Here is a 14,151-nt window from a genome sequence, read left to right as displayed (position 1 = left end):
CAGTAACACTAAAATCTGCCGGAGTTTAAACCCCGGCAGTTTAAAGATCTGTCTGAAACGCGCATCTCGCCTGCTTCACGTTGAAGTTGAGGCAGATTCAGCTTGGCGGCCCAGACGCGACAACAGCAGGCGATCCAGCAGCCAGACCAGCACCAGCGAAGCGCCCACCAGCGGAAAGATCACGGCCAGAGCGAGCATGATCGCCACGCCGGTTTTCCATTTCGGCAGGTCATGGCGCAGCGGCGGCACGCCGAACTTGCCCTGCGGACGGCGCTTCCACCAGATCACCACACCGCTGACGGCGCTGAGCAGAATCATCAGGCAGATCAGCAGCACGACGATATGGTTGAAGGTGCCGAACATCTTGCCCTCATGCAGCATCACACCGATTTCCGTGGCCCGCGCCACCGCGCCGTACTGCTCGAAACGGACATCGGCGAGGACCTTGCCGGTGTACTGATCGACATGCAGGGTCGCATCGTTACGCGGGTCGTCGGCGAACACGGCAATGGTGAATACCCCGGTCGCGGTGGTCGGCAGGGTGATGCTGTAGCCGGGTTCGACCTTGCGCTCAATGGCGATGTTCTGCACGTCTTGCAGGGTGATCGCGGGCGCTGCGGGACCGTGTTGCATGCCGCCGTGGGCCATGTGCTCGGCGTGGTCGCCGGACATCGGCATCGGCGTGTTTTCCATCGCCCATGGCACGGTCTGGCGCGCGGCGTTGTTGAGGCTGCCGGCCTCGATGTCGGAGGTCGGCACATTGTTCCACATCGCGGCCGGGAACACGTTCCAAACCTGGGCATATTGCTTGCCCCAGAAGCCGGTCCAGGTCATGCCGCTGAGCAGCATCACCAGCAACAGTGCGGCGCCCCAGAATCCGGTAACCGCGTGCAGATCACGCCACAACACCCGACCGCGACTGTTCAGCCGTGGCCACAGAATCCCGGCGGACTGCCCGCGCGGCCACCACAGGAACACTCCGGACACCACCAACACCACACCCCAACCGGCGGCGAGTTCGATCAGACGATCACCCACCGTGCCGATCATCAATTCGCCGTGAATGGCGCGAGCGACGGCTTGCAGATTTTTCTTCGCATCCTGCTCGCCGAGGATGTCGCCGTGGTACGGATCGATGAATACGTTGAGTTCATGCCCCTCATTCTTGACGACAAACTGAGCGCTGCGCTCGGCGTTGGCCGGCGGCAGGTATTGGCTGATCTGACCCTGTGGATAAGCGCTCTTGACCCGTTGCAGCAAGTCATCGGCCGGCACCGTGTGATGCCCGGCCGGAACCTTGAGCAGGCTGCTGTACATCAGTGAGTCGAGTTGCGGTTTGAACAGGTAGACGATGCCGGTCAGGGCCAGCATCACCATGAATGGCGCGACGAATAATCCGGCATAGAAATGCCAGCGCCAGGCCAGGTTGTAGAAATTCGGTTTGGGCTTTTGCATCACGTTTGCTCCGCTTGGCGAATCATTTTTTTAGATCAAAAGATCGCAGCCTTCGGCAGCTCCTACAGGATCTACGCGCTCCCCTGCAGGAGCCTGCGATCTTTTGATTTTTTCTTGTCAGAAACTCATATCGACCTTGGTCCAGAGCGTGCGCCCCGGCTCGTTGATCGCTTGCGGGTCGTTGGCCGGGTAGCCGAAACCGGCGTTGCCCGCCAGGTTCAGGTGCTCGGCGTAAGCCTTGCCGAACAGGTTGTCGACGCCGGTGCTGACCTTCCAGTTTTTGTTGATCCGGTAGGCGCCGTTGAGCGAGAACACGCCAAAGCCGCCGCTCTTGTCGTAGTCCTTGCCGACCACGTTGCCCTTGTTCTGGTCGATGCGGTTTTGCGCCGCGACCACGCGCCACAGCGCCCCGGCGCTCCAGTTGTCTTCGCTGTAGGTCAGGCCGAAACGCGCATCCAGCGGTGGCATTTGCGGCAGGGCCTTGCCATCGCTGCTGTTCTTGCCCCAGGCGTACGCCAGGGTCGCGTCGGCTTTCCAGTTATCGGTGAGTTTGTAGGCGGCGCCGAGTTCGCCACCCATGATCCGTGCGTCGATGTTTTCCGCGCGCGAAGTACTCATGCCCATCATCGTTGGCGTGTAGTCGAACAGGATGTAGTCGCGCACCACACCGACGTAGCCCGAGGCCCAGGCTTCGAGTTCGGCGGTCTTGTAGTTCACGCCGAAATCGAACTGGGTGGTCTTCTCCGGCTTGATCGAGTCGAACGCATTCAGTGAACCGGCCGGGCCGGACTTCGGTGAAAACAGCTCCCAGTAATCCGGAAAGCGCTGCGCGTGACCGAGGCCGGCGTACAGCGTGGCCGGTGTGTCGGCCAGGTCATGCTCGTAGCGCACGAAACCGCTGGGCAGGGTGTCGGCGCGGGTCTCGTCGGCGGTGGGGTTGGGGCGGCTCATCATCCCCGAGCCGATGCTCTGCCGGTAATCCTTGGCCGAAGCACGGTCAACCCGGGCGCCGGTAATCAGCCGATCGCGGTCGGCGGCGTACCAGGTCATTTCGCTGAACACGCCGTAGTTATGGAAATCGGCATCTTTGGTGTATGGCTGATCCTTGTAGGTGTCGATGCCCATGCCACTGCGCTGGCGGTGTTCGTTGGTCTGCGCATCGAGACCGGTGATCAACTGGATGTCGGCCCAGCGCCAGGTCGCCTTGATCCGCGCGCCGAGGGTCCGACGGTCGACGTTGGAGGCCATGGGCCCGGCCATCATCCCGGTGCCGGACGGTGTGCGCAGGGTGTAGTTGTCCATCACGTGGTCGGCGTAGTTGTAGTAGACCTGTGCTTCGAGTTTCTCCAGCACGTCGGTGATGTTGGATTTTTCGAAGCGCAGGCCGAGGCTTTCGCGCAGGAACTGCGAACCGTCCATGCCGCGTCCGGCGTAGCGCGCTTCGCCATCGCCCTTGCCGGCGGTGAGTTCGATCAGGGTGTCGGCGTCCGGGGTCCAGCCGACGGCGATGTCACCGTTCCACTTGTCGTAGCGCGAGGCAACGATGTCGTTGTTGCCGTCGCGGTAGTCGTCGGAGTGCGCGGTGTTGCCGATCACCCGCACGTAGCCCAATGGCCCGCCGGCAGCAGCGTCGACGACCTTGTCGAAGCGCCCGTTGGAGCCGGCCAGCACGCTGGCATTCACCCGCGTGCCGAGTTCGCCGAAGCTTTCCGGCTCACGGTCGAACAGCACCGTGCCGGCCGAGGCACCCGGCCCCCAGAGCACGGTTTGCGGGCCTTTGATCACCGTGAGCTTGTCGTAGGTTTCCGGCGAGATGTACGAGGTCGGCGCGTCCATCCGCCCCGGGCAGGCGCCGAGCAGCATGCTGCCGTTGGTGAGAATGTTCAGCCGCGAACCGAACATGCCGCGCAGCACCGGGTCGCCATTGGTGCCGCCGTTGCGCACCAGGGCGAAGCCGGGAATGGTCTTCAGGTAATCGCCGCCGTCGCTGGCCGGCACCGGTTGGCGCGGGTCCTTGGGGTTGGTGACGATGGTCAGCGGCGAGCTCGGGGCGATGGCCGTGATCACCGTCGGGCTCAATTCTTCGTTGTGCCCGGCGTGGTCATCGGCCAGCACCAGCGGCGACAGCAGGACGCCGCAAAGGACGGCGGTAGCGTGCGAGAAACGAATCCGCGATTCGTTCAAGGCGAAAGACGCTTGAGCAGTGCTCAAACGTGGAACAGCAGAAAACCTGGACATGACAATTTCCATCAAACAGTCGTAAACGACACGGCCGGCAGGCTGAAGCTGTCTTCTCGACCGTGTGCAATCAAAGGTGCGGTGTTTACGCTGTGACGGGCGGGGCGCGGGTGCGGGCGCCAGGGAAGAAGGTCTGCCGGGCATGGCCCAGACGCGGGGAGGATGGGACGAAGGTGTTGACGTGGGTGATGCTGAATGTGGCGAACGTGCCGCCACCGGTCAGCGCCGGGCAATTGAACAGCAGGCTGCAATAACCGCATTTTTCCCACAGGGCGTGGTGCGAGGATTGCGGAGGACAGTGTTCGGCAGCTGGTTGTGCGCCGTGCGCGGCGTGATCCATACCCGGCATGGCCATGTCCATGCTCATCGGCATGGAACTCGAGGCGTGCTGATCCATCGGCATCGACTGAGAAATCAGCGGGCCGATGAAGATCATCAACATGGCGAACAGGGCGATCCAGCTACCGCGGGTCAGAGCCTGACTCTGGCGATGCTTGCTGGACGCCCCGGCGCGTTGCGGGCGCACGGGCGTGGTCAGCCGGATCGGTTACTGGGCGTGATCGTGTGCCTTGGTTTCCGGTGGTTTCTTCTGCACCGCGACTTCGACGGTAACGTTGCCGGCCTTTTCGAAATGCAGGGTCAGCGGGAAGCGTTTACCGTCGCTGAGCAGGCTGCGGTCTTTCGGGTTGAGCAGCATCACGTGATAGGCCATCGGCGCGAACGTCACTTTGCCGCCGGCCGGGATTACCACGTTGGGCACTTGCTGCATTTTCATCAGGTCGCCCTGCATTACATGCTCGTGCAGCTGAGCCTCGTCAGTGATCGGCGAGTCGACGCTGAGCAGGCGGTCGTCGGTCTTGCCGGGATTACTGATCACAAAATAAGCGGCGACGGTTGGCGCGTTGGGCGGCAACTCCTGCGACCACGGGTGAGCGATTTCCAGCTCGCCGGCCTTGTATTCGTGGGCATGGGCGAAGCACGCCGGCAGCAACAGCGCAGCGATGACGAAGAGTTTGTTCAACATGGCAGTTCTCCAGAACGATTTGATACGCAGGTCAATTGCGAGAACAAATCAAACCAGAGGCGAGGCGCGCGGATTAAGGCTCGGCCATTGCTGGCGCGGTGTCGGTGTTTGCAACGAGGGCGGGGCCACGCTGCGATTGCTTTCGAAGCGGGCAAAATACAGCTGCGGCGCATGCCCCGGCAACGCTACCAGCGGCGCTGAACCCGAGCAGCACCAGCAATGCTGCATGCTGGAATGGCTGTCATTGGATGGGGCTTTCTGCTGCGGGGTGCCGATGTTGATCGCCACCATCTTCGTCCCGCTGCCAGTGCAGAAACTGCTCCACAGCAATTGTTCGGCCGGTGAATTGGCCGCCTGCGCCAGCGCCCCGGTCATCGGCATGGCGAGCATGTTGAACAGCACTGCAAAGCAGGCGATCCAGGCAAATGCGAGCCGGTGTCGGTTCATGGGACAGATCCGTTGGGTGGGCGATCAGGCGCGGGCTATTTAGCCTGATCAGGGCCGATAAGTAAAAAGGCGTCGTGCGGTTTGGTGTCGCAGATCAATGGAAATGAGTGTAGCGGTGGAAATGTGCAACGCCAGATCCGACGCCTTCGCGAGCAAGCCTGCTCCCACTGGGTTTCTGGCATACACAGACTATGCGGTTGCCGCCGACCACTGTGGGAGCGGGCTTGCCCGCGAAGGCGTATTCGAAATCTGCACCTGGCTAAAGCCGGGTGAAGGCGGCAAGGGCAGCGAAGACTTCAGCCGTCGTCAGAAACTCCCGATCAACTCCCGCCAACTCCGGCCGCTTCAACACCATCACCGGCACCCCAAGCTCCCGCGCCACTTCCAGCTTCGGCTCGGTCGCGGTGCTGCCGCTGTTCTTGCTGATCAGCACATCAATCTGCCGGCGTTCGAAGAGCGCGCGTTCTTCCGCAAGCAGAAATGGCCCACGGGCGCCGATGACTTCGCAGCGTTCGTTACCGGGATAAGCGTCGAGGGCGCGCAGGGTCCAGAACTGGTGGGCAGGGATTTCGTCGAGGTGTTGCAGCGGTTCGCGGCCGAGGGTAAACAGCGGGCGGCGGAACGGTTTGAGGGCTGCGGTCAGTTCGGCCCAGTCGCTGACTTCGCGCCAGTCATCGCCCGGTTGCGGCTGCCATGCGGGGCGGCGCAAGGCCCAGCAAGGGATGCCGGTCAGTTGCGCGGCGCGGGCGGCGTTGTGGCTGATTTGCGCGGCGTAGGGGTGGGTCGCGTCGAGCAGCAGGTCGATGCCTTCGTCGCGCATGAACTGCTCCAGACCTTCGGCCCCGCCGTAGCCGCCGACGCGTACCTGGCAGGTCAGGTCGGTCGGCACCCGGCCCACGCCGGCCAGGCTGTAAATGTGTTCTGGCCCCAGCGTGCGAGCGATGGCCAGGGCTTCGGTGACGCCGCCCAGCAACAGAATGCGCTTCATGCAAAACCTCCGGCGTGGCCGACAATGCCGCCTTGGCGATCAATCGCAAACACCTCGACCTGAACCTGCGCCGGCACCACGCTGCGGGCGAAATTCAGCGCGTGGCGGCAGACCTCATCGCCGAGGGCAATGCCTGCCGCACTGGCCATCGCCAGGGCCTGCTGACTGGTGTTCGCTTCACGAATACGCTGTTGCAACGCCTGATCGGCGCCAATCGCCGCCGCCCATTCGGCCAGTTGCGGCAGGTCGATGCTGGAATGGCGAGAGTGCAGATCCATGTGCCCGGCCGCCAGTTTGCTGATCTTGCCGAAGCCGCCGCACAGGCTGAGTTTATCCACAGGCACTTTGCGCAGATGTTTGAGCACCGCGCCGACAAAGTCGCCCATTTCGATCAAGGCGATTTCGGGCAAGTCGTAGACCCGGCGCATGGTGTCTTCGCTGGCGTTGCCGGTGCACGCAGCGATGTGCAGGTAACCATTGGTTTTGGCGACGTCGATGCCCTGATGGATCGAGGCAATGTACGCCGCACAGGAAAACGGCCGAACGATACCGCTGGTGCCGAGAATCGACAGCCCGCCGAGAATGCCCAGCCGTGGATTCATGGTTTTCAGCGCCAGCGCTTCGCCGCCCTCGACATTGACCGTGACCTCGAAGCCGCCGCCATAACCGCTTTCGGCGGCGAGCAGGCTCAAGTGATCGCTGATCATCTTGCGCGGCACCGGGTTGATTGCCGGCTCACCGACGCCGAGCACCAGCCCCGGCCGGGTCACGGTGCCGACACCTGTGCCCGCGATGAAGCGAATCCCCGGCACGGCCAGCAGCCGCACGTGTGAATAGAGCAGCGCACCGTGGGTCACGTCGGGGTCGTCGCCGGCGTCCTTGATCGTTCCGGCCTCGGCGCCGTCGGCGGTCAAGCGGCAAAACTCCAGGCGCATCTGCACCTGCTTGCCCTTGGGCAGGACGATCTGCACCGCGTCCGCCGAGGTACCGTCGAGCAGCAGGCGCGCGGCGGCAAGGCTGGTGGCGGTGGCGCAGCTGCCAGTGGTCAGGCCGCTACGCAGCGGCGCGGGTTGTTCGGCGGTTTCGTCACGCATCGAGGGGTTTGACCAGATCGAGCAAGGTGATCGGCAGCGCCTGCCGCCACGTGTCGAACTCACCGAGCGGTTGCGCCTGGGCAACGTGGATTCGGGTCAGTTCGCCGCCATGGCGTTCGCGCCAGTTCATCAAGGTGACTTCGCTTTGCAGGGTCACGGCGTTGGCCACCAGTCGACCACCGGGTTTGAGTTGATCCCAGCAGGTTGCAAACACGCCCTCACGGGTCACGCCGCCGCCGATGAAGATCGCGTCGGGGCGCTCCAGCCCGGCGAGCGCCTGCGGTGCGCGGCCCCGCACCAATTGCAGACCGGGTACGCCCAACGCGTCGCGGTTGTGTTCGATCAAGGCCTGTCGGCCTTCGTCCGCCTCGATGGCAATGGCGCGGCAGCTGGGGTGCGCGCGCATCCATTCGATGCCGATCGAGCCGCAACCGCCGCCGACATCCCACAGCAATTCGCCGGGGATCGGCGCAAGGCGGGCGAGGGTGATGGCGCGGACATCGCGTTTGGTCAGTTGCCCGTCGTGCTGGAATGCCGAATCGGGCAGTCCGGCCAGACGCGACAGGCGCGGTGCCTGCGCATCGGCCAGGCATTCGATGGCGATCACATTCAGATCGGCAATCGCCGGGTCGCTCCAGTCATTGGCAGTGCTGTCAATGCGCCGCTCGGCGTCGCCGCCCAGGTGCTCGAGAACACTCAGGCGACTGCCGCCAAATCCGCGCTCGCGCAGCAGCGCCGCGATCGCCGCCGGACTTTGCCGGTCATTGCTCAGCAGCAACAGGCGTACGCCGCTGAACAGCTGTGCATTGAGTGCCGCCAAAGGTCGCGCGACCAGCGACAGTGTCACTACATCCTGCAACGGCCAGCCGAGTCGGGCGGCGGCCAGCGAACAGGAAGAGGGCGCCGGCAGGATCAGCATCTCGGCACTCGGCACCTGCCGCGCAAGGCTGGCGCCGACGCCATAGAACATCGGATCACCGCTGGCCAGCACGCACACGGCTTCGCCGCGCTGCTCCAGTACCGGCGCGAGGGAAAACGGGCTTGGCCACAACGCGCGTTCACCGCGTATGCATACCGGCAGCAAGTCCAATTGCCGCTGGCCGCCGATGATCCGCGAGGCGCCCATCAGGGCGCGCCGGGCATTTTTGCCCAGGCCCTTGAAGCCGTCTTCACCGATTCCCACAACCGTCAGCCAGGGTGTCATGCCGTTCCTTTAATCCAGGGTAGATCTTCAAGGGCGGCATGATAACGCGGCGGCCGGCATCTGACGCGGGTCTGTCGTCGCGGTGGGCTGAAAGCCGCGCGGAAATGTGTTGTTGAGCAATATTGGTTTTTTCAACTGCTGTTTTTGTTAGTTTGCTTCAGTTCAGTCTTTTAATAAGTCTGGCGCAATAGATCGATAAATAATCAATGCCAAGTTGGCAGGAGATGATATGGATATCAGTTCCAATACACGTTTAAGTCAGAATAACGCAGTGGCCGTTAACAATATGTTATTCACCGGCCTGGAAGGTCGGGCCGAGGCCGATAACAACTTTGTGAAGCACTGCGTTTATCTCGCGCAGATCAAGGCGGACGGCGTTTATAACAGCAGTACTCAGCCTGCGCAGTGGTTCGATCATTTTGCCGGCATCCTCTGGTCGTTTGGCTGGAGCCTTGAGGAACAGCCAGTGGTGCTGGTCCAGACGGCGTTTTCCGGGAGTGTGCAGGAGGCATGGCGGCGATTGACTGCGCCGTTGCTCGCGCGTTCGCAACTGACCCAGGTTGAAGCGGGACTTGCAGCGCTGGAAAAAGATGCGGCATTGTTGAAGCAGTTTTCCGCGCTGAGTGGCAAAACCTTCAACTCGCACATTTTGCCGGTCAGTCAGAACACCCGTGACGAGCTGGTGGTGGTCATCAGCCATATCCGCTTTATCAAGTTGGTACTCAATACCAACTATCTGTTCTGGCAGGTTCATCAACCGATGTCACAACTGGACATTCGCGCCAGAAAGCTGCTGATCAAGCGCCGGGCCATGGATGCCAACCGGGCAAGTGTGGAGCAAGCCATTCGCGAGAATGCGTCCAGGTTTGAGGAATACCAACTCTGAAGCAGCGCCTGACAGCGGGAATTGCAGCCTGGGTGCAATTTCCGACCGGCAGGCATTTTCATGCGCTCGGGCAAAGCAGGCATAATGGCGACCTTTCGCCCACCACAGCGCTGCCAGCCAGCCGGTCATCCCTTGAACGAACGCCCTCTGTCCACCGCTCTGCGCCCCTCGGCTTGTCCGGGGTTGCTGCGTATCGTCCAGGCGCTGGACGGCGGCATCTGCCGGATCAAGCTCAATGGCGGTTCGATCACTGCCGATCAGGCCGACGCGGTGGCCAATGCCGCCGAGCGTTTCGCCCGTGGGGAAATCGAGGCGACCAACCGCGCCAATCTGCAGATTCGCGGCATCGGTGAGCAGTCAGCGGTATTGACCGACAGCTTGCTGGCCGCCGGCCTCGGGCCGCAGACCGCAGCGGGTGACGATGTACGCAACCTGATGCTCAGCCCGAGCGCCGGTATCGATCGGCGGTTGCTATTCGATACCCGGCCTCTGGCCGAACAGATTCTGCTGACATTGCAGACGCATCCGCGTTTTCCCGAGTTGAGCGCCAAGTTTGCCGTGCAACTGGACGGCGGTGAGGCGTTGGCGATGCTCGAACATCCGCATGATCTGTGGTTGTCGGCGTTTGAGTGTGACGGTGAAGTCTTGCTGGCCTTCGGTCTGGCCGGCTGTCCGACCGATCGGGCGGCCGGTGCCGTGACCCTGGAAAACGGCCATGCGCTGGTGGTCGCGGTGCTGGAGTTGTTCCTTGAGCGGGCTCGGCCGGAGCAGACGCGCATGCGCCATTTGCTTGATGAATGGCCGATGCCGGCCTTCCTCGAACAGTTGCGCGAACGGGTGGCGATCAAAGCCGTCGTTGCCCGACAGCGCACGCCGCTGGCGGAGGCTCTGCACATCGGTGTTCACCCGCAAAACGCTGCCGACCGGGTGTATGTCGGCGCGGTGCCGGCGCTCGGCCGTCTCGACCCGGCCATGCTGCGTGGCGCCGCCCGGCTGGCCCGCGAGTACGGTGATGGCAGCCTGCGTTTCACCCCGTGGCAAAGTCTGTTGCTGCCGAACGTGAAGCCCTCCGACGCGGCGCAAGTCTTGCAAACACTGACGCAATTGCACTGGCTGTCCGATGCCAGTGAGCCGCTGTCCAGGCTGATTGCCTGCACCGGTTCCAGCGGTTGCGGCAAAGGCCTGGCCGATACCAAACACGACGCCCGATGGCTGGCGACGCTGTTGCCTCAGGCGCAGAACGTGCACCTGTCCGGCTGCCCGCGCTCTTGCGCGGCGGCCCACCGCGCACCCGCCACATTGCTGGCGATCAGCCCCGGTCATTACGACCTCTATTTTCGCGATGCAGCGCTGCCGGGTTTCGGCACGCTGCACGCACGCAACCTTACTATTGAAGCGGCCGCGATCCTGCTCGACGCCCGCTCACGGAGCCCCCTTGATGCTTGATTACATCCGCGACGGTCAGGAGATCTATCGCAACTCCTTCGCGATCATTCGCAGCGAGGCCAATCTGGCGCGCATCCCGGCCGATCTGGAAAAACTCGCGGTGCGGGTGATCCACGCCTGCGGCATGGTCGAGGCCATCGACGGTCTGCAATTCTCCGAGGGCGCCGGCAAGGCCGGGCGCGATGCGTTGGCGGCCGGTGCGCCGATCCTGTGCGATGCGCGGATGGTTTCCGAAGGCGTGACCCGTGCGCGTTTGCCGGCGAACAACCCAGTGATCTGCACCCTGCGCGACGACAGCGTGCCGGAGCTGGCCCGTGAGCTGGGCAACACCCGTTCGGCGGCGGCGCTGGAGTTGTGGCGACCGCATCTCGAAGGCAGCGTGGTGGTGATCGGCAACGCGCCGACCGCACTGTTCTATCTGCTGGAAATGCTCGACGCCGGCGCACCGAAACCGGCGCTGATCCTCGGCTTCCCAGTGGGCTTCGTCGGCGCCGCCGAATCGAAAGCGGCGCTGGCGGCTGACAGTCGCGGTGTACCGTTCGTGATCATACAAGGCCGGCTCGGCGGCAGCGCCATGGCCGCCGCCGCAGTCAATGCCCTCGCCACGGAGGTCGAATGATGCAGGCAACAGGACGTCTGATCGGCCTCGGCGTGGGCCCCGGTGATCCGGAACTGATTACCGTGAAAGCCCTGCGTCTGCTGCGCGAGTCGCCAGTGGTGGCGTACTTCGTCGCCAAGGGTAAAAAAGGCAATGCGTTCGGCATCATCGAAGCGCACCTGCAGGACGCGCAGAACCTGCTGCCGCTGGTGTACCCGGTGACCACCGAAGTGCTGCCGGCGCCGCTGTCCTACGAGCAAGTGATCAGTGATTTCTACGACGCTGCCGCCGAAGAAGTCGCGGCGCATCTGGACGCCGGGCGCGACGTTGCAGTGATCTGCGAAGGCGATCCGTTCTTCTACGGCTCCTACATGTATCTGCATGACCGGTTGTCCACCCGCTATGAAGCCGAAGTGGTGCCGGGCGTGTGCTCGATGCTTGGCGGCGCCTCGGTACTCGGCGCGCCGCTGGTGTATCGCAACCAGAGCCTGTCGGTGCTCTCCGGTGTACTGCCGCACGAGGATCTGAAGCGGCGTCTGGCCGACGCCGATGCGGCGGTGATCATGAAGCTGGGGCGCAACTTTCCCAAAGTCCGAGCGGTACTCGAAGAGCTCGGGCTGGCCGAGCGGGCGCTGTACGTTGAACGCGCGACCATGGCCAATCAGAAGATCGTGCCGCTGGATCAGGTCGAGCCGATGTCCTCGCCGTACTTCTCGCTGATCATCGTACCGGGTGAACGGTGGCAAGGTTGATGACACAGTCCACTCCGGCCATTGTCATCCTCGGACAGAGCGCGCTGGCCACCGCGCGACGTATCCAGCAGGTGTATCCGACGGCGCAGATCCACGGCCTCGCCGGACGCGTCGAAGGCGCCGACAGCCGCTATCAGGAATTCGGCGCAACCCTGCGTGAGCTGTACCAGCAAGACACGCCGATCATTGCCCTGTGCGCGGCCGGCATCGTCATTCGCACCCTGGCACCGTTACTGCTGGAGAAGGGCGCTGAACCGGCGGTGCTCGCCGTTGCCGAAGATGGCAGCGCCGTGGTGCCGCTGCTCGGTGGCCTCGGCGGGGTGAATGTCATGGCCCGGGAAATCGCTGGCGCATTGCAGGTCGCAGCGGCGATCACCACCAGTGGCGAATTGCGCTTCGGCACTTGCCTGCTCAACCCACCCAGCGGCTATGCGCTGGCGGATCTGGAACTGGGCAAGCGTTTCGTTTCCGATCTGCTGGCCGGGCACAGCGTGCGCATCGAAGGTGCGGCGCCGTGGCTGGATCAGGCGCAGTTGCCGCAAGACCCGCAGGCGCAGCGCTCGATTCATGTCGGCAGTGCCGAACGTATCGCGAACGCCAACGAGCTGCTGATCTATCCGCGCAGCGTCGCGGTGGCGGTGAGTGCGCAGCTGGAGGACCTGCCGAACGCTGTGCGCGCCGCGTTGCAGCAGGCCGGGGTTGCGCAGCAGGCGCTGGCTTGTCTGCTGGCGGCTGACACGGAAATGGCGGCGGCCAAGCTGCGTGAAGCCGCCATCGAGCTGGGTGTGCCGCTGCGCTTTGTCGCGGCGCACAACGACCTCGACGCGTTGGCGCGTCAGGCACTGCCGCAGGCCACGATCATCCGTGCCAACGGCTTGGCGATTGCGCGCGCCGAACAGCCGCTGGACGTCGCGCAGATCGGTCGTCAGCGTGGGCGCCTGGCGGTGATCGGCCTCGGCCCCGGCGCTGCCGAACTGATGGTGCCAGCGGTCAAGGCGGAACTGGCACGGGCCACCGATGTGCTCGGTTATGAAACCTATGTGCGCATGGCCGGCCCGTTTCGCGCTGATCAGGTGCAGCACTGCACCGACAATCGCGAAGAAATGCAGCGCGCCCGTCACGCCTTCCGGCTGGCGGCCGAGGGGCGTTCGGTGATCGTCGTTTCGTCCGGCGACCCCGGCGTGTTCGCCATGGCCGCAGCGGTGCTTGAAGCATTGCACGAGTCGACCGATCCGGCCTGGCACAGCGTCGAGCTGGAAATCCTGCCGGGAGTGTCCGCCTCGCTCGCCACGGCTGCGCAAGCGGGTGCGCCGCTGGGTCATGATTTCTGCGTGATGTCGCTGTCGGACAACCTCAAGCCGTGGTCGATCATCGAGAAACGTCTGGATCTGGCGGCCGCCGCCGATCTGGCCCTGGCCTTCTACAATCCGATCTCCCGGGCGCGTCCGTGGCAACTGGGCCGTGCACTGGAAATCGTTGCGCAACATCGGACTGCGGCGACGCCGGTGGTGTTGGGGCGCGACATCGGTCGGCCAGGGCAGTCGCTGCGGGTCACCACACTGGGGCAACTGACCCCGGATCAGGTGGACATGCGCACCATGGTGCTGATTGGTTCTTCGACCACGTGCACCTTCCCCAAGGCCGAAGGTGGCGAGTGGGTCTACACGCCGCGCTGGTACGGCGAAAAGCCGCAGTCATGAGCGCAGGCGAGGGGGCATGCTCCCTCGCCGTGCCGGACATGGCGGGTAGATTGTTTCCGGATTTGCCGATGTCATATCTTTCAGCAGGGCGTGTGTGATTTGCTCCATTGTCGCGTGGGCTCTTTCTTATGACTTACATTTTGTCGGACTTATCCTGAATCTTGATTGGCCGCAGTAAAAGTCGATGCGCAGTTGTGCCGCCGACTTTCGCAGTTTTTTTAATTTATTGATCAGGGTTGTCGCAATAACTTGTTGCGGTTACATGCGTTATCAGTTGTTTTTTAGTCGCCCGTTCTGACATGTATTGAAAGTTCTGAAG

The 14,151-nt window shown here is 63.2% G+C and carries 13 protein-coding genes; 5 read left to right on the top strand and 8 right to left on the bottom strand.

The annotated features are described in order from the left end of the window. Positions 1 to 75 precede the first annotated feature (75 nt). The 8 genes from KVQ82_RS26960 to cbiE form a co-directional block, all read right to left on the bottom strand. Positions 76 to 1,455, bottom strand: a complete 1,380-nt coding sequence (locus KVQ82_RS26960) for a PepSY domain-containing protein (RefSeq protein ID WP_222016804.1) — start codon at positions 1,453 to 1,455, stop codon at positions 76 to 78. Positions 1,456 to 1,572: 117 nt separating this feature from the next. After that, positions 1,573 to 3,693, bottom strand: a complete 2,121-nt coding sequence (locus KVQ82_RS26955) for a TonB-dependent copper receptor (protein WP_222016802.1) — start codon at positions 3,691 to 3,693, stop codon at positions 1,573 to 1,575. 85 nt (positions 3,694 to 3,778) lie between these two features. Continuing rightward, complete coding sequence (locus KVQ82_RS26950; RefSeq protein ID WP_222016801.1) at positions 3,779 to 4,219, bottom strand: DUF2946 domain-containing protein; 441 nt, start codon at positions 4,217 to 4,219, stop codon at positions 3,779 to 3,781. Between the two features lie 21 nt (positions 4,220 to 4,240). Continuing rightward, positions 4,241 to 4,717 (bottom strand): copper chaperone PCu(A)C, encoded by a 477-nt coding sequence (locus KVQ82_RS26945; RefSeq protein ID WP_108181549.1) that lies wholly within the window; start codon positions 4,715 to 4,717, stop codon positions 4,241 to 4,243. Positions 4,718 to 4,765: 48 nt separating this feature from the next. After that, positions 4,766 to 5,164 carry a DUF2946 domain-containing protein gene (locus KVQ82_RS26940; protein ID WP_222016799.1) on the bottom strand — a complete coding sequence of 133 codons (399 nt, stop codon included), beginning with the start codon at positions 5,162 to 5,164 and terminating at the stop codon, positions 4,766 to 4,768. 259 nt (positions 5,165 to 5,423) lie between these two features. Continuing rightward, on the bottom strand, positions 5,424 to 6,152 hold the full coding sequence (locus KVQ82_RS26935) for a cobalt-precorrin-6A reductase (protein ID WP_222016797.1): 729 nt from the start codon (positions 6,150 to 6,152) through the stop codon (positions 5,424 to 5,426). Next, the gene (locus KVQ82_RS26930) at positions 6,149 to 7,246 is read right to left on the bottom strand and encodes a cobalt-precorrin-5B (C(1))-methyltransferase (RefSeq protein WP_222016794.1); all 1,098 of its coding nucleotides are present in this window, start codon (positions 7,244 to 7,246) and stop codon (positions 6,149 to 6,151) included. Before KVQ82_RS26930 ends, KVQ82_RS26935 begins: the two co-directional genes overlap by 4 nt. Continuing rightward, complete coding sequence (cbiE, locus tag KVQ82_RS26925; protein ID WP_222016792.1) at positions 7,239 to 8,450, bottom strand: precorrin-6y C5,15-methyltransferase (decarboxylating) subunit CbiE; 1,212 nt, start codon at positions 8,448 to 8,450, stop codon at positions 7,239 to 7,241. Before cbiE ends, KVQ82_RS26930 begins: the two co-directional genes overlap by 8 nt. Before the next feature lie 229 nt (positions 8,451 to 8,679). Here cbiE and KVQ82_RS26920 point away from each other — a divergent pair, with 229 nt between their 5' ends. The 5 genes from KVQ82_RS26920 (at position 8,680) to cobJ (ending at position 13,832) form a co-directional block, all read left to right on the top strand. Beyond that, on the top strand, positions 8,680 to 9,336 hold the full coding sequence (locus KVQ82_RS26920) for a hypothetical protein (protein WP_222016790.1): 657 nt from the start codon (positions 8,680 to 8,682) through the stop codon (positions 9,334 to 9,336). A 147-nt stretch (positions 9,337 to 9,483) separates the two neighbouring features. Further along, on the top strand, positions 9,484 to 10,782 hold the full coding sequence (gene cobG / locus KVQ82_RS26915) for a precorrin-3B synthase (RefSeq protein WP_313902826.1): 1,299 nt from the start codon (positions 9,484 to 9,486) through the stop codon (positions 10,780 to 10,782). After that, a complete protein-coding gene (locus tag KVQ82_RS26910) occupies positions 10,775 to 11,401 on the top strand; it encodes a precorrin-8X methylmutase (RefSeq protein ID WP_222016787.1) in 627 nt (208 codons plus the stop codon). Before cobG ends, KVQ82_RS26910 begins: the two co-directional genes overlap by 8 nt. Then, the gene (locus tag KVQ82_RS26905) at positions 11,401 to 12,132 is read left to right on the top strand and encodes a precorrin-2 C(20)-methyltransferase (RefSeq protein ID WP_041068211.1); all 732 of its coding nucleotides are present in this window, start codon (positions 11,401 to 11,403) and stop codon (positions 12,130 to 12,132) included. The genes KVQ82_RS26910 and KVQ82_RS26905 overlap by 1 nt, the downstream gene beginning before the upstream one ends. Beyond that, on the top strand, positions 12,132 to 13,832 hold the full coding sequence (gene cobJ / locus KVQ82_RS26900) for a precorrin-3B C(17)-methyltransferase (RefSeq protein ID WP_222016785.1): 1,701 nt from the start codon (positions 12,132 to 12,134) through the stop codon (positions 13,830 to 13,832). The genes KVQ82_RS26905 and cobJ overlap by 1 nt, the downstream gene beginning before the upstream one ends. The last annotated feature ends 319 nt before the right edge of the window (positions 13,833 to 14,151 follow it).

The organism is Pseudomonas sp. AO-1 (assembly GCF_019775695.1).
GTDB lineage: Bacteria > Pseudomonadota > Gammaproteobacteria > Pseudomonadales > Pseudomonadaceae > Aquipseudomonas > Aquipseudomonas parakoreensis.
This window is presented reverse-complemented; position numbering and strand designations above follow the sequence as displayed.